The 21,561-nt window shown below is 73.7% G+C and carries 17 protein-coding genes; 9 read left to right on the top strand and 8 right to left on the bottom strand.

The genetic code is table 11. The features are described from left to right. Positions 1-171 precede the first annotated feature (171 nt). The 3 genes from ACIO5D_RS07520 to ACIO5D_RS07510 all read left to right on the top strand — a co-directional run bounded on the left by ACIO5D_RS07520 (position 172) and on the right by ACIO5D_RS07510 (position 5,071). Positions 172-2,202: a tetratricopeptide repeat protein gene (locus ACIO5D_RS07520; RefSeq protein WP_400794246.1), complete on the top strand. Its 2,031-nt coding sequence runs from the start codon at positions 172-174 to the stop codon at positions 2,200-2,202. Positions 2,203-2,290: 88 nt separating this feature from the next. Further along, the gene (locus ACIO5D_RS07515; protein WP_400794244.1) at positions 2,291-2,713 is read left to right on the top strand and encodes a hypothetical protein; all 423 of its coding nucleotides are present in this window, start codon (positions 2,291-2,293) and stop codon (positions 2,711-2,713) included. Positions 2,714-3,376: 663 nt separating this feature from the next. Next, entirely contained in the window at positions 3,377-5,071 is a 1,695-nt protein-coding gene (locus ACIO5D_RS07510; protein WP_400657074.1) for an ABC transporter ATP-binding protein, read from the top strand. A gap of 9 nt (positions 5,072-5,080) precedes the next feature. Here the strand turns inward: ACIO5D_RS07510 and ACIO5D_RS07505 are convergent, their stop codons facing one another. Further along, a complete protein-coding gene (locus tag ACIO5D_RS07505; RefSeq protein ID WP_400794242.1) occupies positions 5,081-5,281 on the bottom strand; it encodes a DUF6011 domain-containing protein in 201 nt (66 codons plus the stop codon). Between the two features lie 44 nt (positions 5,282-5,325). On the opposite strand from ACIO5D_RS07505, the gene ACIO5D_RS07500 reads away from it, so the two are divergent. Further along, entirely contained in the window at positions 5,326-6,126 is an 801-nt protein-coding gene (locus tag ACIO5D_RS07500) for a TetR/AcrR family transcriptional regulator (RefSeq protein ID WP_400794240.1), read from the top strand. Between the two features lie 33 nt (positions 6,127-6,159). Here ACIO5D_RS07500 and ACIO5D_RS07495 read toward each other — a convergent pair whose 3' ends face one another. Beyond that, positions 6,160-6,549 carry a winged helix-turn-helix transcriptional regulator gene (locus ACIO5D_RS07495; RefSeq protein WP_400657127.1) on the bottom strand — a complete coding sequence of 130 codons (390 nt, stop codon included), beginning with the start codon at positions 6,547-6,549 and terminating at the stop codon, positions 6,160-6,162. A gap of 115 nt (positions 6,550-6,664) precedes the next feature. On the opposite strand from ACIO5D_RS07495, the gene ACIO5D_RS07490 reads away from it, so the two are divergent. Continuing rightward, on the top strand, positions 6,665-7,513 hold the full coding sequence (locus tag ACIO5D_RS07490; RefSeq protein WP_400657069.1) for an SDR family oxidoreductase: 849 nt from the start codon (positions 6,665-6,667) through the stop codon (positions 7,511-7,513). 155 nt (positions 7,514-7,668) lie between these two features. After that, entirely contained in the window at positions 7,669-8,658 is a 990-nt protein-coding gene (gene rarD / locus ACIO5D_RS07485; RefSeq protein ID WP_363606891.1) for an EamA family transporter RarD, read from the top strand. Positions 8,659-8,702: 44 nt separating this feature from the next. On the opposite strand, the gene ACIO5D_RS07480 is transcribed toward rarD, so the two are convergent. The 3 genes from ACIO5D_RS07480 to ACIO5D_RS07470 form a co-directional block, all read right to left on the bottom strand. Then, complete coding sequence (locus ACIO5D_RS07480) at positions 8,703-9,638, bottom strand: ABC transporter permease (RefSeq protein WP_400657066.1); 936 nt, start codon at positions 9,636-9,638, stop codon at positions 8,703-8,705. Further along, entirely contained in the window at positions 9,625-10,614 is a 990-nt protein-coding gene (locus ACIO5D_RS07475; RefSeq protein WP_400657064.1) for an ABC transporter ATP-binding protein, read from the bottom strand. Before ACIO5D_RS07475 ends, ACIO5D_RS07480 begins: the two co-directional genes overlap by 14 nt. A 77-nt stretch (positions 10,615-10,691) precedes the next feature. Continuing rightward, positions 10,692-12,017, bottom strand: a complete 1,326-nt coding sequence (locus ACIO5D_RS07470) for an outer membrane lipoprotein carrier protein LolA (RefSeq protein WP_400794238.1) — start codon at positions 12,015-12,017, stop codon at positions 10,692-10,694. 181 nt (positions 12,018-12,198) lie between these two features. Here ACIO5D_RS07470 and ACIO5D_RS07465 point away from each other — a divergent pair, with 181 nt between their 5' ends. Continuing rightward, positions 12,199-14,772 (top strand): bifunctional FO biosynthesis protein CofGH, encoded by a 2,574-nt coding sequence (locus tag ACIO5D_RS07465; RefSeq protein WP_400794236.1) that lies wholly within the window; start codon positions 12,199-12,201, stop codon positions 14,770-14,772. Positions 14,773-14,921: 149 nt separating this feature from the next. After that, positions 14,922-16,037 carry an ADP-ribosylglycohydrolase family protein gene (locus ACIO5D_RS07460; protein ID WP_363606897.1) on the top strand — a complete coding sequence of 372 codons (1,116 nt, stop codon included), beginning with the start codon at positions 14,922-14,924 and terminating at the stop codon, positions 16,035-16,037. Positions 16,038-16,160: 123 nt separating this feature from the next. On the opposite strand, the gene ACIO5D_RS07455 is transcribed toward ACIO5D_RS07460, so the two are convergent. The 3 genes from ACIO5D_RS07455 to ACIO5D_RS07445 all read right to left on the bottom strand — a co-directional run bounded on the left by ACIO5D_RS07455 (position 16,161) and on the right by ACIO5D_RS07445 (position 18,756). Then, positions 16,161-16,370, bottom strand: coding sequence for a DUF397 domain-containing protein (locus tag ACIO5D_RS07455; protein WP_363606898.1), 210 nt, complete (start codon positions 16,368-16,370; stop codon positions 16,161-16,163). Next, on the bottom strand, positions 16,367-17,230 hold the full coding sequence (locus ACIO5D_RS07450) for a helix-turn-helix transcriptional regulator (protein WP_363606899.1): 864 nt from the start codon (positions 17,228-17,230) through the stop codon (positions 16,367-16,369). Before ACIO5D_RS07450 ends, ACIO5D_RS07455 begins: the two co-directional genes overlap by 4 nt. Positions 17,231-18,009: 779 nt before the next feature. Continuing rightward, the gene (locus ACIO5D_RS07445; RefSeq protein WP_363606901.1) at positions 18,010-18,756 is read right to left on the bottom strand and encodes a GPP34 family phosphoprotein; all 747 of its coding nucleotides are present in this window, start codon (positions 18,754-18,756) and stop codon (positions 18,010-18,012) included. Positions 18,757-19,054: 298 nt separating this feature from the next. Between ACIO5D_RS07445 and ACIO5D_RS07440 the strand changes: the two genes are divergently transcribed. Then, a complete protein-coding gene (locus ACIO5D_RS07440; RefSeq protein WP_400794234.1) occupies positions 19,055-21,481 on the top strand; it encodes a hypothetical protein in 2,427 nt (808 codons plus the stop codon). The last annotated feature ends 80 nt before the right edge of the window (positions 21,482-21,561 follow it).

Below are 21,561 nucleotides of genomic sequence, written 5' to 3'. Positions count from 1 at the left end.
GGGTAGTGCTTGCCGTAACGAGGCCGCAGCCCATGGGCTGCGGCGCGTCGTCCCCGCGCCATCGGTCCCGCACCCCCGCTCCCACCCCGGGGGGTGATCATCTCGCCGTCGCCGCCGCCGGATAGCCTCGTCCGCGCACGGCTGGAACGGATCGACGGGGGACGCGACACCATGGAGCACACCGACGGCTGCGACGAGCGACTGGCGGCCGAGGGGGAGGTGGCCGTCGCGCGGCTGGCCATGGACTCCGGGGACCTCCCGCACGCCGCCGACCACCTCGCGGACGCGATGACCACCGACCCCCAACTGCCCGAGCTGCACGAGGCGCTGGCCGAGCTGTGGGCCCGTGCGGGCGGCGCGGAGGCGGCGCGGGAGCTGTTCCCGCTCGACGGGCAGGTGTACCTGGGCACCGTGGTCTGCCGGGCGCACGTCGAGGCGGCGGCGGGGGACTGGGACGCCGCCGTCGCGCTGCTCGCCTCGGCGATCCAGTACGAGCCCGGCAAGCCCTGGGCGCACACCGCCTGGCTGGGCCGGGAGGACCTGCCGGAGCTGGTCTCCCCGGACGCCGTCGCCCAGGCGGTGATGCGGGCCGCCGGTACCCTCCCGGACCCGCTGCCGGAGGAACTGCGCCCGGCCGTCCAGCCGTTCGAGGACTTCGCCCAGGCCGTGGTGGCCCGTCACCCGGACCACCCGCTGCTGCTGGCCGTGGTCTCCGGGCTCACCCGGCGCCTCGGTGCCACCGCGCGCGCCGTGGAACTCGCCGAGCACGCCCACCGCCTCGCGCCCGAGTACCTGCCCGCCGTGATGCTCGGCAACGCCCTGCGCGCCCACGGCGAGCCGGACCGCGCGCTGGAGGTCTGGGAGGCGGAGCTGGCCCGCGACCCCTCCGACACCTACCTCGCCGTGGACATCGCCGAGCTGTACGGGGCCACCGGCCGGCCCGCCGAGGGGCTGCCCTGGCTGGACCGGGTCCTCGCCACCGAGCCGGACCACCCCAAGGCGGGCCCGGCGCTGCACGGCCTGCGGCACGCCGTCGACGGCGGCACCGCCCACCTGGTCGCGCTGGTCGACCACTACCGCGCCCACCCCGAGCACGACTACGCACCCGATCTGCTGGCCCGGCTCTGCAGGCGGCAGCCCTGGCTGGGCATGGTACCCGGCGCGACCGAGGCCACGGTGAACGTCCTCCACCAGGTCCTGAAGTCGTCCGACACCGGCCGGGACAACGAGATCACGTGCACCGTCTCGGCGCTGGAGCCGCCCAGTTCGCTGCTGGCCCTCCACCTGGCGCTGCCCCGGGCGACCGTCGAGTACCGGGCCGTCCTCGACCCCGACCCCCGGCTGCCGCTGTGCGAGGTCGGCACCCGGGTCTGGACGTACGACGGCACCGACCCGCGCCCGGCCGTCGCGCCGCCCTCGGCGAGCGGCGCCGAACTCGTCCGGGGCACCGCCGAGATCGTCTGGCCGAGCCTGCCCGCCGCGTACGACCACGCGGTCCGGCTCGCCGCGCTGCCGCTGGACGACCTGGTCGGCGTGCTCGCCCACCCGCCCGCGCCGCGTGAGGAGGAGCTGGGGCAGGCGCTGCTGGCCCACCAGCCCGAACTCTGGGTGCGCGCCGTCCAGTCCTTCGCCTGCCTCGGCATCGCGCACCACCGCACCGACCAGCCGTGGGAGGGCTCGGACCGCCGCCGGGTACTGCTCGACCTGCTGCTCGGCTCCGAGGACTGGGTGGTCGAGGCGGCCGGTTTCGCCCTGACCGCGATCGGCTGGACGCACCCCGAGGTCCGCGCCGACATCGCCGCCCAGCTCCGGACCCGGCTGCGGTACTCGGCCGAGGCGTCCCAGCGGCGCGAGGTGACCGTGCTGCGGTCGGTCTGCACCCTCGTGCTGGCCTGCCCGTGGCTGGACGAGGCCGATCTCGACCTGGCCCGTCGCCTGATCGAGCGGGACGACCTCGCCCGTGCCGCCGAACCCACCGAGGAGGACGAGCACCGCGAGCGGGAGGCGATCGAGCAGGCGAAGGCGCCGGCCCCCGCCGAAGCGGAGGACCCGGAGGCCACAGGGGGCAGGGCGGCCCAGGGTGCCGAGGAGGCCGAGGAAGCCCTGGAGGCCGAGAAGGCCACGGAGGCCGAGGAAGCCGCGGAGCCCAAGCCCGTGGCACCCCGCCCGGGCCTCCTCCGCCGCCTCCTCGGCCGCGGCTGAGCAGGCCCCCACCGCTGCCCGCCTGAGCCCGGGGCCCCGTCCCGCCGGTACGGACCCGGGCAGGCCAGGGTGCCGCGTCCCGGCGTACGTGGCGATCCCCTTCTCCGTGTTCACCGGCTCGATCGGCGGCCGCGGGCTGGAGCGCTGCCTGGCCGAGGCCGGGGACGCGGACGGCTTCGTCGCCTTCGTCCACCGCCTTCTTCCGGAGCCGGACGAGGAGTTGATCCGGCGGATCGCCGGGATCGCCGGGATCGTCGGCGAGACCTGTGAATTCGATGACGGTTTCGCAGAACTGACGGAACGTCGGACAAGCGCGTCGGTGACCGTCCGCAAGGCCGCGGGCGACAACTACTCGTTCACCGAAGGGCACTCCGGCTACTCCGCCGTCCCCCCCGGCGGTGGTCGAACCGGCCGGTGGCCACCACGGGGTGCCGAGGCATCCGGGCGTCGCCGAACTGGCCGCGGCCATCGCCAACCGAGGGTGAACACGCCTGTCACCAGCCGAGAGTGAGTGTGCATGTCACCAGGTGAGGGTGCACGTGCACGTGCATGTCACCCGCCCTCTGCCCCGGGCGCGCATTCCTGGCGAAGGCGGATAATGGAGGTATGGAAACGGGTTCGACCCGTGCGCCAAGCGTGTGGGTGGCAAGAACCCCCTTTCCAATCAATGGCATACCTATGTTGTCGGTTCAGCCGCAGCCTGCCTTACAGGGGCGACGCGGGTCCGGCGGTGTGCCATCACAGAAAGGACACCATGATGGCAATCTTCGATGGCGGGTTCGGCCGGGGTCGAGGCCGGGGTCGCGGTGACTTCGGACGTGGACGCGGCGGCTTCGGACGCGGTGACTTCGGTCGCGGCGACTTCGGCCGTGGCCGCGGATACGGCCGGGGTTTCGGATACGGACGCCGTGACCGTTGGTGGTACTGATCTCCTAGGTCGAGCTGGGATTAACTCCCATGCCGGGGACCGGCGGTACGCCGCCGGTCCCTGCTTCCATGATTGGGCAGTGATTCTGTGGCCGAAGCGATGTCTTTGGAACCCCGGGCCGATCCCCTGGCGAGCGGATCGAGCGGATCGAGCCCATCGAGCGGGTCGAGCGGGTCGAGCGGATCGAGCCCATCGAGCGCATCGAGTGCATCGAGCGGTTCGAGCGCGTTGAGAGCCGAGGGACCGGTGGCGGCGGCACGTACCGTCCCGCTGCGGGAGGCCTTCCGGCGCTTCTGGCCGTGGGTGCACCCCGACGCGCGGTGGCTGCCGGTCAGCGCGGGCCTGCTCCTCCTGGGCGCGTTCGGTGAGGTGGTGTCGGTCTGGCTGTTCAAGTACCTGATCGACGACGTGCTCGTGCCGAGACACTTCTCCGCCTTCTGGCCGCTCGCCGGGGCCATGGTGGCCGTGGCCGTCGTGGGGGCGCTGTTCGCCTTCGCGGGCGGCTACGCGGCCACCAGAGTGGCCGAACGGTACATCCTGCGGCTGCGGACGGCCACCGTCGCCCATCTGCACACGCTGACCCCCGACACGCTGGAGAGCCGTTGGCGCGGCGACGTGATGTCCCGCCTCACCGCGGACATCGCCGCCATCGAGCAGCTGGTCTCCTCCGGCCTGATCACCGGGGGCACGGCGCTGGTCAGTCTGGTGCTGTTCGGAGCGGCGGCGGTGTACCTGAGCTGGCCGCTGACGCTCGCCGCCCTGACCGTGGCACCCCTGTTCTGGCTCTCCACACGCTTCTTCGGGCGCCGCATCATGGCCCGGGAGCGGCAGGTCCGCCGACGGGTCGGCAGCGTCACGGCCGTGCTGGAGGAGAGCCTGCGCAACGCGGTCGTCGCCCACACCCACGGCCAGGAGAAGCATGAGGTCGAGCGCGTGCACCGGGAAGGCACGGCCCTGCTGAACAGCGAACTCGGCGCCGCCCGGGTGGCCGGCCTCTACCCGCCGGTGCTCAGCGTTCTCGAAGTGATCGCCGGACTCGTCGTCGTCGGCGTCGGCGCCTACGAGCTGGACCACGGGGCGCTGACCCTGGGCGGACTGCTGGCCTTCGCCGCCTTCATGGCGCAGCTCTTCGAGCCGGCCCAGCAGCTGTCCGGGCTGGCCACCGTCATCGGCGCGGCAGGCGCCTCGGCCGAACGCGTGCTGGAACTCCTGGACATGCGCAGCCCGGTCCAGGAACGTCCCACCGCCCGCGACGTGCACGACGTCGAAGGGCGGGTGTCCTTCGAGGGCGTCGGCGTCAGCTACCCGAACACCCCCGGCCGGCCGGTGCTGACGGACCTCACCTTCGACATCGGCCCCGGCGAGGTCCTGGCGATCACGGGGCCGAGCGGCAGCGGCAAGTCGACGCTCGCGAAGCTCCTGATCCGCTTCCTGGACCCGGACGCCGGAGCCGTCCGCCTCGACGGCCACGACCTCAGGGACCTGACCCTCGCCTCACTGCGCGAGGCCATCACCCTGCTGCCCCAGCAGGCGCCGCTCTTCCACGCCACCATCCGGGACAACATCGCCTACGGCAGGCCGGAGGCGTCCCGGAGCGAGATCGAGAACGCCGCCCGCAACGCCGGTGCCCACGACTTCGTCATGGCCCTGCCGCAGGGCTACCGGACCGAGATCGGGGAGGACGGCTTCCAGCTCTCCGGCGGACAGAGCCAGCGCATCGCCATCGCCCGGGCCTTCCTGCGCAACACCCCCGTCCTGATCCTGGACGAGCCCACCGCGGGCCTGGACCAGCAGGCCGCCGCCCATGTGATCACCCCGCTGCGCCACCTCATGACAGGGCGCACCACCCTCCTGATCACCCACGACCAGGGCTTCGCCCGCACGGCCGACCGCATCCTCGCCCTGGGCCCGGTGGACAGCCCGCTGAGCCGGTCCGGATGACGCGGGCCCCTATTCGATCCCCGGCAGCGGGTCCTGCTCCACCTCGTGGCGCGGGACCCGTTCGGCCGGGTCGCGGCACTCCGGGCCGAGGCGGAGCATGCGGGACTCGGGGTCGTGCAGGGGCCGGTGGCAGCGCCGGCAGGTGACGCGGACGCGCAGCGGCTCCGGCGCGGGTGTGCCGGGCAGGGGTTCGGCTCCGGGGCTGGTCATGGGGTAGACGGTAGCGGGGCGGCGACCGTGCAAGGATTTCCCCCATGGCCACCGACCGCAGCAGCGCAGGAGACCCGGCGCGCACCCTCGCCCTGCTCTGGGGGCTGGCGACGGAGGAGAAGCCGGGCCGGCGCGGCCCGAGGCAGGCGCGCTCGACGACGGAGATCGCCGCGGCGGCCATCGCACTCGCCGACGCCGAGGGCGTGGACGCCGTCACCATGCGCAGGGTCGCCCAGGAGCTGGGGCTCTCGCCGATGGCGCTCTACACCTACGTCCCCGGCAAGGCCGAGCTGCTCGACCTGATGCTGGACACCGTCTACGCGGCGATGCCGCGGACCGCCCCGGCCGGTGACGGCTGGCGGGCCCGGGCCGCCGCCGTCGCGGACGACAACCGCGCTCTCTACCGGGCCCACCCCTGGGCGGCGGCCGTCTCCACCAGCCGGCCGCCGCTGGGCCCGGGCCTGATGGCCAAGTACGAGTACGAGCTGCGCGCCCTGGCCGGTTCCGGCCTGCCCGACGTGGAGCTGGACGCGGCCCTCACCCACCTGCTGGGCTTCGTCCAGACCTGCGCCCGGATGGCGGCCGACGAGCGGGCCGCCCGGCAGGACAGCGCGATGACCGACGGGCAGTGGTGGGCCGCCAACGCCGACCTGCTCGCCCGGGTCTTCGACGCCGAGCGCTACCCGGTCGCCGCCCGGGTCGGCGCCGCCGCCGGCGAGGCCCACGGCGGTGCGTACAGCCCGGACCACGCGTACGTCTTCGGCCTGGCCCGGGTGCTGGACGGGCTGGCGGCACTGATCGCGGAGAACGGCCGGATCGCGGAGAACGGGCCGACGGGACACTGATCGACAGCCGCCTCATGGGCGGCGCGGCCCGCCTCAGCGCGGCCGGGCGTCGTACTCCGCGCGGGCCTGCTCGACGGCCGGGACGCGCTCCTCGGACCAGCGGGCGAGGGCGGCGACCAGCCCGGCGGCCTCCCGGCCCAGCGGGGTGAGGCTGTAGTCGACCCGGGGCGGGATGACGGGGTGGGCCTCGCGCAGCACGAAACCGTCCCGTTCCAGGGTCTGGAGGGTCTGCGCGAGCATCTTCTCGCTGACGCCGGAGACCCGGCGGCGCAGCTCGCTGAAGCGGTAGCCGCGCTCGGCCAGCGCGGCCAGCACCAGCACGCCCCAGCGGCTGGTGACGTGCTCCAGGACGCCCCGGGACGGGCACATGCGGTCGTAGACGTTCGGCGGGGGCAGTTCGTCGAGCGGCACGGCCTTGGTCATTACCTGCATGTCAGTACCCTACTTCAAAGTGCGTACTTTCCATAAGTTAGTGCCATCCCTAAGGTGAGTGTCGAGCAGGAAGTTCAACACGCAACCATGTGCAGGGAGCAGCGCTATGTACGTCGTCACCGGAGCCACCGGACAGCTCGGCCGGCTGGTCGTCGAGGGCCTGCTGGCCAAGGTCCCCGCGAGCGAGGTGGCCGTCGCCGTCCGCTCCGCCGGGAAGGCCGCCGACCTGGCCGAGCGCGGCGTGACCGTCCGGGTGGTCGACTACGACCGGCCCGAGAGCCTGGCGGGCGCCTTCGCCGCCGGAGACCGGGTGCTGCTGATCTCGGGCAGCGAGGTCGGCCGCCGCATCCCGCAGCACCGCGCCGTGGTGGACGCGGCGCGGGCCGCCGGTGTCGCGCTCCTCGCCTACACCAGCGCGCCGGGCGCGGCCACCTTCAGGCTGGCGGACGAGCACAAGGAGACCGAGGCGCTGATCCGCGAGTCCGGGCTGCCCTTCACCCTCCTGCGCAACGGCTGGTACACCGAGAACTACCTCGGTGACGCGGCCGGCACGGTGGACCGCGGTGTGGTGATCGGCAGCGCCGGTCAGGGCCGGGTCGCCGGCGCCACCCGCCGGGACTACGCGGACGCCGCCGTCGCGGTGCTGGTCGGCGAGGGCCACGAGAACGCGGTGTACGAGCTGAGCGGCGACGCCGCGTGGAGCCTCGCCGAGCTGGCCGCCGCGTTCGCGCAGGCCTCGGGCAAGCCGGTCGAGTACCGCGAGGTGGCCCCGGCCGAGCACCTGGAGGTGCTGGTCGGCGCCGGTCTGCCGCAGGGCTTCGCGGAGATCCTGGTGGACGTGGACGCGGGCATCGCGCGCGGCGAGCTGGCGGGCACCCCGGGTGACCTGGCCCGGCTGACCGGCCGGCCGACCGTCCCGCTGGCGGAGAGCGTGAGCGCCGCGCTCCGGGGCTGACGCCGCCTGCGGGGCCCGGCCGCCCCGACCGGCCCCGCCCGACAGGCCCCGCCCGGCAATGTCATGACCAAAAACCGAATACGGAGATGACAGTCTGCCTTCCCGCCCGCTACCGTCGGCTCGACACACGCGCGCGTTTCGGAGGGCAGGCCGTCATGCCGGAGACAGATCAGCGGGAGGCCGGCCGGGGCCTCTGGTACGGCGTCGCCGCCTACGGGATGTGGGGGCTCTTCCCCCTGTTCTGGCCGCTGCTGGAGCCCGGTGCCGCCGACGACATCCTGGCCAACCGGATGGTCTGGTCACTGGTCGCCGTGGTGCTGCTGCTGATCGCCCAGCGGCACTGGGGCTGGATACGCCCGCTGCTGCGCCAGCCCCGCCGACTCGCCATGCTGGGCGCGGCCGCCGCCGTGATCTCGGTCAACTGGGGCGTCTACATCTGGGCCGTCAACGCCGGGCACGTCGTCGAGACCAGCCTCGGCTACTTCATCAACCCCCTGGTGACCATCGCCTTCGGCGTACTGGTGCTCAAGGAGCGCCTGCGGGTGGCGCAGTGGACGGCCGTCGGGGTCGGCGCCCTCGCGGTGGCCGTGCTGACCGTCGGGTACGGGCGGCTGCCCTGGATCGCGCTGACCCTGGCGCTCTCCTTCGCCACCTACGGGCTGCTGAAGAAGAAGGTCGGGCTGAGCGGGCTGGAGAGCCTGGCGGCCGAGAGCGCCTTCATGTTCCCGTTCGCGGTCGGCTACCTGGTCTACCTGGAGATCAGCGGACGCGGCACCTTCGGGCACACCGTGGCCGGCTCGTTCGGCTGGGGCCACTCGGGGCTGCTGATGCTCAGCGGGGTGATCACCGCGATCCCGCTGCTCTGCTTCGGCGCGGCGGCGGTCCGGGTGCCGCTCACCGTGCTCGGGCTGCTGCAGTACCTGGCGCCGGTGTTCCAGTTCCTGATCGGCATCGCGGTCTTCCACGAGTCCATGCCGCCCGCCCGCTGGGCCGGCTTCGCCCTGGTCTGGGCCGCGCTGGCGCTGCTCACCTGGGACGCGCTGCGCCGGGTGCGGGCGGACCGCGCGGAGCGGGCCGCGCTCGCCGCGGGGCTCGCCGCGGGGGCCGGCACCGAGGCCGCCACCGCTCCGGCGGCCACCCGCTGAACCGCCCGGCGGGGGCTTCCCGGCGCCGGGAAGCCCCCGCCGTCCTACGCCGTGATGTCCCGGCTGGAGAAGCGCGACCAGGCGGCCGAGCCGAAGACGGCGACGTACGCGGCCTGGAGCCCGAGGTTCTTCAGCACACCGTCCCAGTACATCGGCTCCCGCAGCAGGTCCCCGAAGCTCAGCCAGTGGTGGGTGAAGAGGAACGGCTGGATCGCGTGCAGCTGCGGGAAGCTGTCGAGGATCTGGACGGTGATCACCAGGCCGACGGTGGCGGCCATCGCCGCGATGCCGCTGCCGGTGAGCGTCGAGATGAACAGCCCGATCGCCACCAGCCCGGCCAGCGAGGCGGCCACCACACCGGCCACCAGCACCGCCCGCAGCAGGGCCGAGCCGAGGCCGATGGTGTCCCCGGAGATCAGCGTGACATCGCCGAGCGGGAACAGCGCCGCGCCGGTGGCGAGCGCCGCCAGGGCGACCGTCGCGGTCGCCGCCAGGCAGAACACCAGCCCGGCGGTGAACTTGGCGGCGAGCAGCCTGGTCCGGCCGGCCGGCGCGACCAGCAGATAGCGCAGCGTGCCGCCCGCCGCCTCGCCCGCGACGGAGTCCCCGGCGACCACGCCGACCGTCATCGGCAGGAAGACCGGCAGCGCCACCGCCAGCGCGGTGAACACCAGGAACAGGCCGTTCTGGGTCACCTGGGCGATGAAGGCCGGGCCCTCGCCGCCGCGCGGCCCGTCCGTCTCGATCCTGACGACCGTGCCGATCAGGACCGGCAGCACCGCGAGGATCGCCAGCAGCACCATGGTCCGGACCCGGCGGAAGGTCAGCCGCAGCTCGCTGCGGAACAGCGCCAGGAACCCGGCCGCCGTCTGCGGCCGCCGGCCCACCGGAGGCGCGGCCACCCCGATCCGCTCGCCGGGCCCGACCTGCCCGACCTTCTCAGCCCGCCCGACCTGCTCAGCCTGCTCAGCCCGCGACATCGAAGCCCTCCCCGGTCAGTGCCACGAAGGCGTCCTCCAGCGTCCCGCGTTCGACCCCGAAGCCGTGGACCCGTACCCCGGCCCCGACCAGCGCGGCGCACAGCCCGGGCAGCACCTCGTCGGAGAGCGCCCCCAGCTCGCCGTCCACCCGGCCCTCCCCGGCCGTCACCGCCGCGACCCGGTGCGCCGCCAGCACCTCGGCGGCCCGTGCCACGTCCGGCGTGCGGACCACCAGCCGGCCCTGGGCCCGGGCGGCCAGTTCGGCGACGGTGCCCTGCACCACCAGCCGGCCGCGCGACATCACCGCCGCGTGCGTGCAGACCTGTTCGATCTCGTCCAGCAGGTGGGAGGAGAGGAACACCGTGGTGCCCTCCGCCGCGACCTCCCGGACCAGCGCCCGGATCTCCCGCATGCCCTGCGGGTCCAGGCCGTTGGTCGGCTCGTCCAGCACCAGCAGCTCGCGCGGCTGGAGCAGCGCCGCGGCCAGGCCGAGCCGCTGCTTCATGCCCAGCGAGTACGCCCGGGCCCGCTTGCCGGCGGCGGCCGTCAGCCCGACCCGCTCCAGCGCCTCGGTGACCCGCCGCTGCCGGGTGCGCGGGTCGGCCGTCGGGTCGGCCGCGTCGAACCGGGCCAGGTTGTCCCGGCCGGAGAGGAAGCCGTACAGCGCCGGGCCCTCGATCAGCGCGCCGACCCGGGGCAGCACCGTGGAGACGGACTGCGGCATCGACTCGCCGAGCACCGTCGCCACACCCGCGGTGGGCGCGATCAGGCCCATCAGCATCCGGATGGTGGTGGTCTTGCCGGAGCCGTTGGGCCCGAGGAAGCCGAAGACCGAGCCCCTGGGCACCGTCAGGTCCAGCCCGTCCACGGCGAGCTGGCCGCCCCGGAAGCGCTTGGTCAGGCCCCTGGTCCTGATCACGTCGTCGGACGGGACGCCGGACGGGGCAGCGGACGGGACGGCGGCGGGAACGGCCACGGGGGCCGGGCGCGTCTCGGCGCCCCGGCCCCCGGCCGACTCCGTAACGTCCCCCGTTACGGGAGTCTTCGTCACTCCTACTTCACCCCGGCCGCGCTCTGCAGCACCGGGAGCGTCACCGCGCCCGCGAAGACCCGGCCGTCCTCGGTGACCAGCACGTTCAGCACCTTGGTGCTGATCAGCGTGCCGCCCCCGACCGGCTTGCCCAGCGCCTTCACCAGCGACTGGAGGCTCTGGCCCCCGCCGTGGCCGTTCTGCCCCTGGCCCTTGCCGTCGTGCCGCCCGGGCTTGGCCTCCTTCGGCACGGTGACCTCGCCGGTCGGCAGCTGGGCGCTCAGCACCGCCGTCCAGCCCTCGCCGACCACGTTCAGGCCGACCGGCCCGGCGTGGCCGCCCCGGCCCGCCGGCCCGCCCTGCGCGTCCGGCGCGTCCGGCGCGTCCGGCGCGGCGTGACCGCCCTGGCCGGCCTGCCCGCCCTGCGGCCCGTCCGTCTTCTGCTCCGTCACCTTGGCGCCCTTGGGTACCGAGAAGTCGAAGGTCCTGGCGGCCGGCTCGGCGAAGGAGACGTCCGTGAAGTGGACGTCGAGCACGGTGCCGCCGTCGGCGCCCTTGACCACCACCGCGAGCGGCACTCCGTTGTCGGCGGCCACCGCGATCCGGACCTCGCCGATCGTCGAACCGGACCGGGTGGGCTTCACCGAGAGCTGGTACGCCTTCTGCCCGGCCACGCTCGCCGTGCCGTCCACGGTGACGGCGGTGGTGCCCGCGCCCGCCGTGAGGAACTGGCGGGCGGCCTCCTGCGGGGTGGTCGGCACCCCGGTCAGCGGGACGCCCTCCGGCCGGGCGCCCTGGGGATGGGCGCCCTGGGGATGGGCGCCCTGCGGGAGCGTCAGGTGGACCGCCTCGTTGGTGGAGCTGTCCCAGGCCCAGGCCTGGTCACCGTTGTGGACGAGCGTGTACCCGGCCAGGTTCTCGATCAGGTCGACCCGCTGGCGGTCCGGCCCGGCCACCGCCACCCGCAGGGTGTGGTCGCCGCCGAGCAGACCGCCCAGCTTCGCCCCCGGCGCGGCCGAGGAGGAGGACCCGGCACCGCCGCCGCCCGCGATCGCGCCGCCGGCCGCCGCCCCCAGCAGCTGACTGGGCACCCCGAGGTCGGCCGAGACCGAGACCGTGCCGGAGAGCGTCTGCGCCTGCGAACCGAGCACCTTCGCCACCACCTGCTCGGCCGTCAGCGCGGGCAGGTTCGGCGGGGAGTCGTCCGCCAGCGCGGGCACCAGGCCGATCCCCGCGGCGATCACCCCCGCCACCGCCACCGGTACCACCACCCGCACCGCCGTACGCCGCCCGGACCGGTACGGCGCGCCGCCGCCCCGGTAGTCCTCGGTCGTCGTGTCGTCCGTCATAACGAGCAACCCCTCCGTAGCCGTGACCGACTGCCTGTGCCCCTCCATTACACGGCCACCGGCCCGTGGAGGCATCGCTCTGCAGGGCCAGATCGGGGTAGTCCCGGTGTCGCAGCCGACCCTGAGACGCCCTCAGGGTCTGCCTCCTCCGGACGTACGAGAACTGGCGTAGGGTCGCGCCATGGACGCAACAAGCACCCCGACTGCGAACGCGATGCGGCGCGCCCTGCGCCGTGCCCGGGACGGCGTCGCGCTGGACGCGACCGAGGCGGCGGTCCTGCTCCAGGCCAGAGACGACGACCTGCGCGACCTGTGCGCGAGCGCCGCACGGGTACGCGACGCGGGGCTGGCGGCGGCCGGGCGGCCCGGTGTCATCACCTACTCCAAGAGCGTCTTCATCCCCCTCACCCGGCTCTGCCGCGACAAGTGCCACTACTGCACCTTCGCCACCGTGCCCGGCAAGCTGCGACGGGCCGGACACGGGATGTTCATGTCGCCGGACGAGGTGCTGGACGTCGCCCGGCGCGGCGCCGAACTGGGCTGCAAGGAAGCCCTGATCACGCTCGGCGACAAGCCCGAGGACCGCTGGCCCGAGGCGCGCGAGTGGCTGGACGCGCACGGCTACGACGACACCATCGCCTACGTCCGGGCGATGTCCATCCGCATCCTGGAGGAGACCGGCCTGCTGCCGCACCTCAACCCCGGGGTGCTCGGCTGGACGGACTTCCAGCGGCTCAAGCCGGTCTCGGCCTCGATGGGCATGATGCTGGAGACCACCGCCACCCGCCTCTGGAGCGAGCCCGGGGGCCCGCACCACGGCTCGCCCGACAAGGAGCCGGCCGTCCGGCTGCGGGTGCTGGAGGACGCCGGGCGCAGCTCCGTCCCGTTCACCAGCGGCCTGCTGATCGGCATCGGCGAGACGTACCAGGAGCGCGCCGAGTCGCTGTTCGCGCTGCGCCGGGTCTCCCGGGCCTACCACGGCATCCAGGAGCTGATCCTGCAGAACTTCCGCGCCAAGCCGGACACGGCGATGCGCGGCATGCCCGACGCCGAACTGGACGAGCTGGTGGCCACGGTCGCGGTGGCCCGGCACATCATGGGCCCGGCCGCCTGCCTCCAGGCCCCGCCGAACCTGGTCGACGGCGAGTACGAGCGGCTGATCGGCGCCGGGATCGACGACTGGGGCGGCGTCTCGCCGCTGACACCCGACCATGTGAACCCCGAGCGCCCCTGGCCGCAGATCGACCGCCTCGCCGGGCACTTGGCCGCCGCCGGCTTCGAACTGCGGGAACGCCTCGCCGTCTACCCCGAGTACGTCCGGCACGGCGAGCCCTGGCTGGACCCGCGGGTGCTGCCGCACGTCCGGGCGCTGGCCGACCCGGAGACCGGGCTGGCCCGCCCGGACGCGGTGGTCCAGGGCCGGCCCTGGCAGGAGCCGGAGGACCTGCCCGCCTCCTACGGGCGGACCGACCTGCACACCGCCATCGACACCGAGGGCCGCACCGGCGACCGCCGGGCCGACTTCGAGGACGTCTACGGCGACTGGGAGGTGCTGCGCGAGCAGGTGGGCGCGAACGGCGCGCCCGAGCGGCCGGCGGGCGATCTGCGCGAGGCCCTGGCGGTGGCCGCCGACGACCCGGTGAAGCTGACGGACGAGCAGGCGCTGGCACTGTTCCACGCGGACGGCCCGGCGCTGGACGCGCTCTGCCGGATCGCCGACGACGTCCGGCGGTCGGCGGTCGGCGAGGACGTCACCTACTGCGTCACCCGGAACATCAACTTCACCAACGTCTGCTACACCGGCTGCCGGTTCTGCGCCTTCGCCCAGCGCCGCACCGACGCGGACGCCTACACCCTCTCGCTGGAGCAGGTCGCCGACCGGGCCGCGCAGGCCTGGGAGGTCGGCGCCACCGAGGTCTGCATGCAGGGCGGCATCCACCCGGACCTGCCCGGCACCGCCTACTTCGACATCGCGCGGGCGGTGAAGAAGCGGGTGCCCGGCATCCATGTGCACGCCTTCTCGCCGATGGAGGTGGTCAACGGCGCCACCCGCACCGGGCTTTCGATCCGCGACTGGCTCCAGCAGGCCAAGGAGGCGGGCCTGGACACCATCCCGGGTACGGCGGCGGAGATCCTGGACGACGAGGTCCGCTGGGTGCTCACCAAGGGCAAACTGCCCGCCGCGACCTGGGTGGAGGTCGTCACCACCGCGCACGAGCTGGGCATCCGCTCCTCGTCCACGATGATGTACGGCCATGTGGACACCCCGGAGCACTGGCTGGGGCATCTGCGGCTGCTCGCCGGGATCCAGCAGCGCACCGGCGGCTTCACCGAGTTCGTGACACTGCCGTTCATCCACACCAACGCGCCGGTCTACCTGGCCGGCATCGCCCGGCCCGGCCCGACCGCCCGGGACAACCGGGCCGTGGTGGCGATGGCGCGGCTGCTGCTCCACCCGCACATCCCCAACATCCAGACCAGCTGGGTCAAGCTGGGCGCCGAGGGCGCGGCCGAGATGCTCCGCTCGGGCGCCAACGACCTGGGCGGCACCCTGATGGAGGAGACCATCTCGCGGATGGCCGGTTCCGCGTACGGCAGTTACAAGTCCGTCCGGGACCTCCAGGCGATCGCCGAGGCGGCCGGCCGGCCGCACCGCCAGCGCACCACCACCTACGGCGAGGTGCCCGCCGAGCGCCGGGCCGCGGCGCTGGCCTCGGACGGGCACCTGCCGGAGCTGCTGCCGGTGCTGGAGTAGGGCACCTGCCAGAGCTGTGCGGCGGTTCGTGGAAGTGCTGGTGCCCGAGGGAACCCCTCGACTTGTTCGGGCATTCGAATACAGTGCGAAGGCGCGCGACCGGCCGTGCGTCGCGCGCCTGTTCCCCGGACGAAAGGCACCTCGTCGTGATGCCACTGTGGTCACGCGCACAGCAGCAGGACTTCCGCAGCCGGGTGCGGGGCTGTCTGCTCGGCGGGGCGATCGGCGACGCGCTCGGCGCCGGAATCGAGTTCGAGTCGCTGGACAGGATACGGGCGGTGCACGGCCCGCACGGGGTGACCGGCTACGTCCCCGCGTACGGGCGGAGCGGCGCGATCACCGACGACACCCAGATGGTGCTGTTCACCCTCGACGGCCTGATCCGCGCCCATGTCCGCCGGGACACCGGCAGTTGGCACCCGCCCACCGACATCCACCTCGCCTATCTGCGCTGGGCCGCCACCCAGCGCGACTGGGGCCCGGACGAGCGCCGGGCCGACCTCGGCTGGCTCGGCCGTGAGGAGTGGCTGTACGCCCAGCGGGCCCCCGGCCAGGCCTGCCTCTCCGGCCTCTCCGGGCCGGACGCCGACCGGCTGGGCACCCTGGACGCACCCAAGAACCCGCACTCCAAGGGCTGCGGCACGGTGATGCGGGCCGCGCCGTTCGGGCTGCTCACCACCTGGGAGCCGGGCCTGGTGTTCCAGCTGGCGGTGGAGTGCTCGGTGCTCACCCACGGCCACCCCACCGGCTACCTCTCGGCCGGGGCACTGGCGGTGATCGTCCAGACCGTGGCCCGCGGCGGCACCCTGGAGGAGGGCGTCCACCTCGCGCTGGCCCTGCTCTCCGAGCGGCCGGCGCACGAGGAGACCACGGCCGCGCTGCGGGCCGCGCTGGACGCCGTCCGGGCGGGCGAGCCGTCCGCCGAGCGGGTCGAGGCGCTGGGGGAGGGCTGGGTCGCCGAGGAGGCGCTGGCGATCGGGGTGTACTGCGCGCTGGTCGCCCACGACGTGCGGTCGGGCCTGCTGCTGGCGGTGAACCACTCCGGGGACAGCGACTCCACCGGCGCGATCTGCGGCAACCTGCTCGGGGTGCTGCACGGTGACACCGCGCTGCCGCCCGGCCTGGTGGCCGGTGTGGAGGGGCGCGGGGCGATCCTGGAACTGGCCGACGACTTCGTCCTGGAACTGATGCACGGCCCCGAACTGCACGGCCAGGAGACCCCGGAGGGCGCCGCCTGGGCCACCCGCTATCCGGTGCTGGGCTGAACGCCGCTTCCAGGACGCACAGTTGCCCGTAGCGGTGCCCGTCGCCGGGGGAGGACGACGGGCACCGCTACGGGCAACTGGGCCGAGAACGGACCCCCGGACCCGGACGGGACCGGGCCAGGATCAGAATCCGCCGAACGCCCCTGTCCCGGCGGCGGTGGCGAAGGCATTCCAGGCGTCGGACGAGAAGTGCAGTTGCGGGCCTTCCGGATCCTTGGAATCCCGGACCGACACCGCGTCCGCCAGCGGGGTGGCGATCTCCACACAGGCGCCGTTGCCGCCGCTGTGACTGCTCTTCCGCCAGGCCGTCCTGTTCTCGAAGGTGGTGCTCATTCGTGGTATCCCTCTTCAATCGTGGCTATCAGTGACCGGCTCTCCGCCACTCCGAGCGCCGCTGCGCGCAGGTGGTCGTAGAGACTGGTATAGCGGCGCACGTCCGCGTCCTTCTCGAGGTAGAGATCACTCGTCACCCCTTCGAAGTAGACAACCGTCGAATCGGCTGACTCGGGGAACTCCAACAGGGAGAATGTCCCGGTCATACCGGGGTGGGCACCGTGCGAGAACGGGATCACCTGGATGGTGATGTTGGAGCGCTGACTCAGCTCCAGCATGTGCTTCAGCTGGCCGGCCATCACCTCACGGCTGCCGACCTCCCGGCGCAGCACCGCCTCGTCTATCACCGTCCAGAGACTGCCCAGCCGGTTCTCCCCGTGGACGCGGTCCTGGCGCTTCATCCTGACCTGGACCCGCCGTTGCACGGAGAGCGCGTCGGTGTCCGGCTGGGTGCCCTCCACCACGGCCTGCGCGTACTGTTCGGTCTGCAACAGGCCGGGGACGAACGAGGACTCGTACGCGCGGATCGAGGAGGCCTCGGCCTCCAGCCCGATGTAGACGCTGTACGGGGTCGGCATGTCGTTGAAGTCGTGCCACCAGCCGCGCTGGCGCGACTCCTTGGCCATCTCCATCAGACTGGCGCGCATCTGCTCGTCGGTCACGTTGTAGACGTCGCAGAGGTCGCGCACATCGCGCTGGCTGATGCTGCGGCGGCCGTTCTCCAGGCGGCTGATCTTCGACTGGGAGACCATCAGCCGGCCGGCCACCTCCTCGGCCGTCATCGCCAGGCCCTCGCGCAGCTTGCGGAGTTCGGAACCAAGGCGCCTGCGGCGCACGGTGGGATTGATGTTCGCGGACACGTCGACCTCCGGCCGGACCTCGGGTGATCGTTGGACCGGCAGCCCTCGGAACACTGTTGAAATTGGGACCAACCCCCCTGACTTGGAGCAGCATGTCACCTTGGATCAGGTCGGCGCCGGGGAATCGCATGAGCGCGGTAGATCGGATCATCAGAAAAGCGCTTCGGCGAGACGGCAGGTGCCTCCGGATGGTATGGCGGTGGTGCGGCTCGATCCGGTAGTGCGGTGATGGTGCGATGGCGGTGGTGCTGCCGTGGTGCGTGGTGCGGTGGTGGTGCCGCGGCCGGGCCGCGGTGGCGGTGAACGGGTGTTGCGGAGACGGTATCCGCTGACGCACATGCTGATGGCACGTGCCCGGGTGTTGTGGACCGGTCTCCGCCGTGGCATCCGGGCCGGGGGCGGGGACGGCAGAGGGGCGGTCGCCGGGCGACTTCCGTCGCGGGCGATCGCCCCTCTTCCCTGCTGGGTACTGCTCGGTCCCGCCGCTGTCACCGGGGTTGCTCACCCGGGTGACTCACTCGGGAGCCCGCCGCGGACTGGCGGCGCGAGCGATGCGCCGCGCGCCGCCTCGCGCGCCGGACGACGTTCCCGCCGGGAACCTGCGCGGCCGTACGGGCCGCCGGACGGGCCGTGCGGGCCGTGGGACCGGTTCGTCGGGCCGTGGGACCGGCCCGACGACCGACGGCCGGTGCGTCTGTCGACACGGCCGTCGGTGCGGTCGGTGCGGTCGGTGACGCGGTCGGCGTCGGTGGTGCGGCCGGAGCCCTCGGGAGCCTCCGTCAGCGGACGCCGACGCGGGACGGTGTGGCCCGCCCGCCGGCCGCGCCGCGACCCGCCGTGCGCTGACCCGGACGGCCGGTGCCGGCCGGGGCGCCGCCCTGCGGCGAGCGGTTCTGCTGGGCCGGCAGGCCGTTCTGCACGTCCATCACGGCGTGCGCGACCATCCCGCCCAGCGGGTCGTAGCGGATCAGATCGCGCAGCCGGGACCGCGACGACCGCCCCTCGTTGCCCGGGTACAGGTGCTTGCCCAGACCCACCGAGTGGGCCAGGGCCGCGAGCGCGGCCGTCCGCGGGTCCGGCGGCACGCCGGTGCGGATCGCGGTGTCCAGCCGCTGCTTTATCGCGGCGTTGGTGCAGTCGTCGGACGCCTGATAGCGCGTCGTCGGCAGGACCCCGCACACCTGGCCCGGCACGGCGGTCACCATGCCGCACCGTTCCAGGTGCGCCAGATAGGTCTGCCGCAGCCCCAGCCGGGGCCCGCCGATCCAGTGCGCAGCGCGAACCGGGCTGCCGCGTCGGCGCAGCAACTCCAGTGCGTGGTCCAGCGTCGGGTCGCCGGTCGGCCGTGGCAGCACCACGGCGATCCGGTCTCCCTCCGGGACGATCCGTCCGGCCAGGGACAGCTCGACGAGCTGTGCCCCGGCAAGTCCGAGGTCGAGGGTCTGCGGCTGCGCCGTGGTGCCCGTGGTCGGGTCCAAAGCGAGCAACAAGAGTTCCTCGGGAACAGTTCTGCGGCTCTTGCCCATCCAAGCCTCCCCGCGTGGATGAATGACAGCGTGACGCCTCTCACACGGGCTTGTCGAGTACGCCTCCGAATCGTGACCTTGCGGCGGGGCCGGGGAACCGGCGGCGGCAGGGTGGGCGTCTGACCGGGGGACAGCCCGGAGTGCGGCCGTGCGGCGACAATACGCGCCGGTCGGGCGGGGTGTGGGCGGTCGGAACGGCCGCCGGTGGCGGAGACTGTACTGGTACATGGGGCGGGGCGTCGGCTTCCCGAAATCGGGTCTGCCGGTGCCCCGCCGGGCGTTGAGGAGGCTGGGTTACGTGGGCGAGTCCCCCGACAGGGTGCTGCGGGACGGCGAGCGGGAGCAGGAGCGGGACCGCGAGCGGGCCGGTGTCGGCACCGGTACCGCTCCGGCCGGCGCTCCGGCCGCCGCTTCGGCGGCGAGGGCCGCGGCTCCGGCCGAGCCGGACGACGCCGACGCAGCCGAGGCCGCCGACGGAACCGGGGCCGCCGACGGAACCGGGGCCGCCGACGGAACCGGGGCCGACGGCGCCGCCGAACCCGCGGCGGGCGGTGCGCCGCGAGTGGCGAAGGCCGGCTCGACCGTGCAGCTCCGTGTCCGGGATGTGGACACCCGAACCACCATGCTGCGCCTGCCGGTCGACAACGCGACCACCGCGCTGCGCCTGCCCGATGAGGTGCTGAGGCCGGTGGGCCCTGACGGTTCCGCAGGTGACGGCGGTGAGAGCGGTGAAGAGGCGGCCGGAACGCCGACGGGTGCCGCCGCCGCGCCGGCCGAGCGCCCGGCCGCCGTCGATCCGCGTCTTGCGATCCGGACGGCCGTGGCGGCCGGGGCGGGAGGGGTCGCGAAGGCGGTGGAGAAGACGGCCGACGCACCGGAGGCGGACCGGTCCGGGGGTGCCGCGGGCGCCGGGGGAGCTGCCGAGGGCGCCGCCGAGGCCGCGGACGTCGAGAAGGCGGAGAAGGGCGAGAAGCCCGAGGAAGAGGAAACGGAGAAGGCCGAGAAGGCCGAGGACGTTCGGAACGTGGACCAGGCCGAGACGGAGGCCGCCGAACAGCCCGAGCAGCCCGCCGAGCCCGCCGAGTCCGAGCCGGCCGGGAAGCCGGAGAAGCCCCGGGCGTCCCGGACCCCCGCCGCCGGTACCGTCCCCGAACCGCCGGCGCCGAAGCCGCTGCCCGGTCCGGCCCCCGTTCCCGGGCCGGAGCCCGAGCCCGTTCCCGAGCCCGTCCCCGAGCCGGAGCCCGTCCCCGAGCCGGAGCCCGTCCCTGAGCCGGAGCCGACGCCCGAGCCGGAGCCGACACCGAAGCCCGAGCCCGCCCGCAAGCCGGCCCCGAAGCCCGTACCGGTCCCGGTCCCCGAGCCGCTCCCCACGCCCGACCGGCAGCCGGTGCCGCCCGCACCGCCGCTGCCGAGGCCCGAGCCGCTGCCCGTCCCCGAGCCGATGCCGAGGCCGGAGACGACGGCCGAGGCCATGGAGGTCCTGGCGGCGCTCAACGCCCGCCCGGTCTCGCCGCTTCGCCGCGCGCTCAAGCGGATCACCATCTGGACCGTCTTCCTGGCCGTCGTCCTCGGCGCGGTGGCGACCGCCCAGCTGCTCCGGCCGCTGCCGAACACCAGGGTGAAGTCGACCTCCCCGGGCAGCTTCGCCTTCGGCGGCGACCCGCTCGACCTCGCCTGGCCCGCCAAGGGGCAGTCCGCCGCCGAGGTGGTCGGGGTCGGCAGCCTCGGCAGCTCCGGCCCGGAGACGCCGGCCTCGATCGCCAGCGTCACCAAGGTCATGAACGCCTACCTGATCCTCCAGGCGCACCCCCTGAAGAAGGGGGAGAGCGGCCCGAAGATCACCGTCGACAAGCAGGCCGCCCAGGAGTCCGGCAACGTCGACGAGTCCAAGGTCACCCTCGTCGAGAACCAGCAGCTCACCCAGTACGAGGCGCTGGAGATGCTGATGCTCCCCTCCGCCAACAACGTGGCCCGGCTGCTCGCCCGCTGGGACTCCGGCTCGGAGGAGGCGTTCGTGAAGAAGATGAACGACACCGCCGCCGCGTTCGGCATGACCAACACCGTCTACGCCGACCCGGCCGGGTTCATCGCCGACACCAAGAGCACCGCCAAGGACCAGCTGAAGCTCGCCGAGCGGGTCATGCAGAACGAGGTCTTCCGGCAGATCGTCTCCACTCCCGACACCACCTTCAACGGCCAGAAGATCTACAACACCAACCAGCTGATCTCCCCGAAGAACGGGATCATCGGTGTCAAGACCGGTTCCAGCACCCCGGCCGGCGGCTGCCTGATGTGGGCCGCGTACAAGGAGATCGGCGGCGTCAGGCGGCTGATCCTCGGCGTCACCCTCGGCCAGCCCGCGACCGCCACCGAGGGCATCCTCAAGGTGGTCCAGAACGTCAGCGCCAAGCAGATCCAGGCCGCCCAGAACGGGCTGACCGGACAGACCCCCGTCAAGCAGGGCGACGTGGTCGGCCAGGTCGACGACGGGCTCGGCGGCAAGGTCCCGGTCGTCGCGGCCAAGGACCTCACGGTGGCCGGCTTCCCCGGCATCACCGCCACCCTCACCCTGGACCCGGCGAAGATCGGCCACAAGGCCCAGGCCGGGACCGAGGTCGGCGTTCTGCGCTCGGGCGAGGGCGACAACCGGGTCGAGGTCCCGGTGGTCCTCCAGTCCGACCTGACCCCGCCGTCCATCCTCTCCCGGCTCACCCGCACGCTCTGAGCGGCCACCGGCCCCTGAGGCCCTGACGGAGGGGGAGCCGGCCCGGCCGGCTCCCCCTCCCGCCGTTCCGGCCCCGGGCG

The sequence above is a fragment of the Kitasatospora sp. NPDC087315 genome (assembly GCF_044744345.1).
Taxonomy (GTDB): Bacteria; Actinomycetota; Actinomycetes; order Streptomycetales; family Streptomycetaceae; genus Kitasatospora.
The sequence above is the reverse complement of the archived record's forward strand: the minus strand, read 5'-3'. Positions and strand labels throughout refer to the sequence as shown.

Bases quoted from the DNA above. Each gene is read 5' to 3' on its own strand.
- ACIO5D_RS07520 (WP_400794246.1), top strand. From the start codon at position 172: ATGGAGCACACCGACGGCTGCGACGAGCGACTGGCGGCCGAGGGGGAG.
- ACIO5D_RS07505 (WP_400794242.1), bottom strand. From the start codon at position 5,281: ATGACCAGCCCCGGAGCCGAACCCCTGCCCGGCACACCCGCGCCGGAG.
- ACIO5D_RS07500 (WP_400794240.1), top strand. From the start codon at position 5,326: ATGGCCACCGACCGCAGCAGCGCAGGAGACCCGGCGCGCACCCTCGCC.
- ACIO5D_RS07495 (WP_400657127.1), bottom strand. From the start codon at position 6,549: ATGACCAAGGCCGTGCCGCTCGACGAACTGCCCCCGCCGAACGTCTAC.
- ACIO5D_RS07490 (WP_400657069.1), top strand. From the start codon at position 6,665: ATGTACGTCGTCACCGGAGCCACCGGACAGCTCGGCCGGCTGGTCGTC.
- rarD (WP_363606891.1), top strand. From the start codon at position 7,669: ATGCCGGAGACAGATCAGCGGGAGGCCGGCCGGGGCCTCTGGTACGGC.
- ACIO5D_RS07480 (WP_400657066.1), bottom strand. From the start codon at position 9,638: ATGTCGCGGGCTGAGCAGGCTGAGCAGGTCGGGCGGGCTGAGAAGGTC.
- ACIO5D_RS07470 (WP_400794238.1), bottom strand. From the start codon at position 12,017: ATGACGGACGACACGACGACCGAGGACTACCGGGGCGGCGGCGCGCCG.
- ACIO5D_RS07465 (WP_400794236.1), top strand. From the start codon at position 12,199: ATGGACGCAACAAGCACCCCGACTGCGAACGCGATGCGGCGCGCCCTG.
- ACIO5D_RS07460 (WP_363606897.1), top strand. From the start codon at position 14,922: ATGCCACTGTGGTCACGCGCACAGCAGCAGGACTTCCGCAGCCGGGTG.
- ACIO5D_RS07455 (WP_363606898.1), bottom strand. From the start codon at position 16,370: ATGAGCACCACCTTCGAGAACAGGACGGCCTGGCGGAAGAGCAGTCAC.
- ACIO5D_RS07445 (WP_363606901.1), bottom strand. From the start codon at position 18,756: ATGGGCAAGAGCCGCAGAACTGTTCCCGAGGAACTCTTGTTGCTCGCT.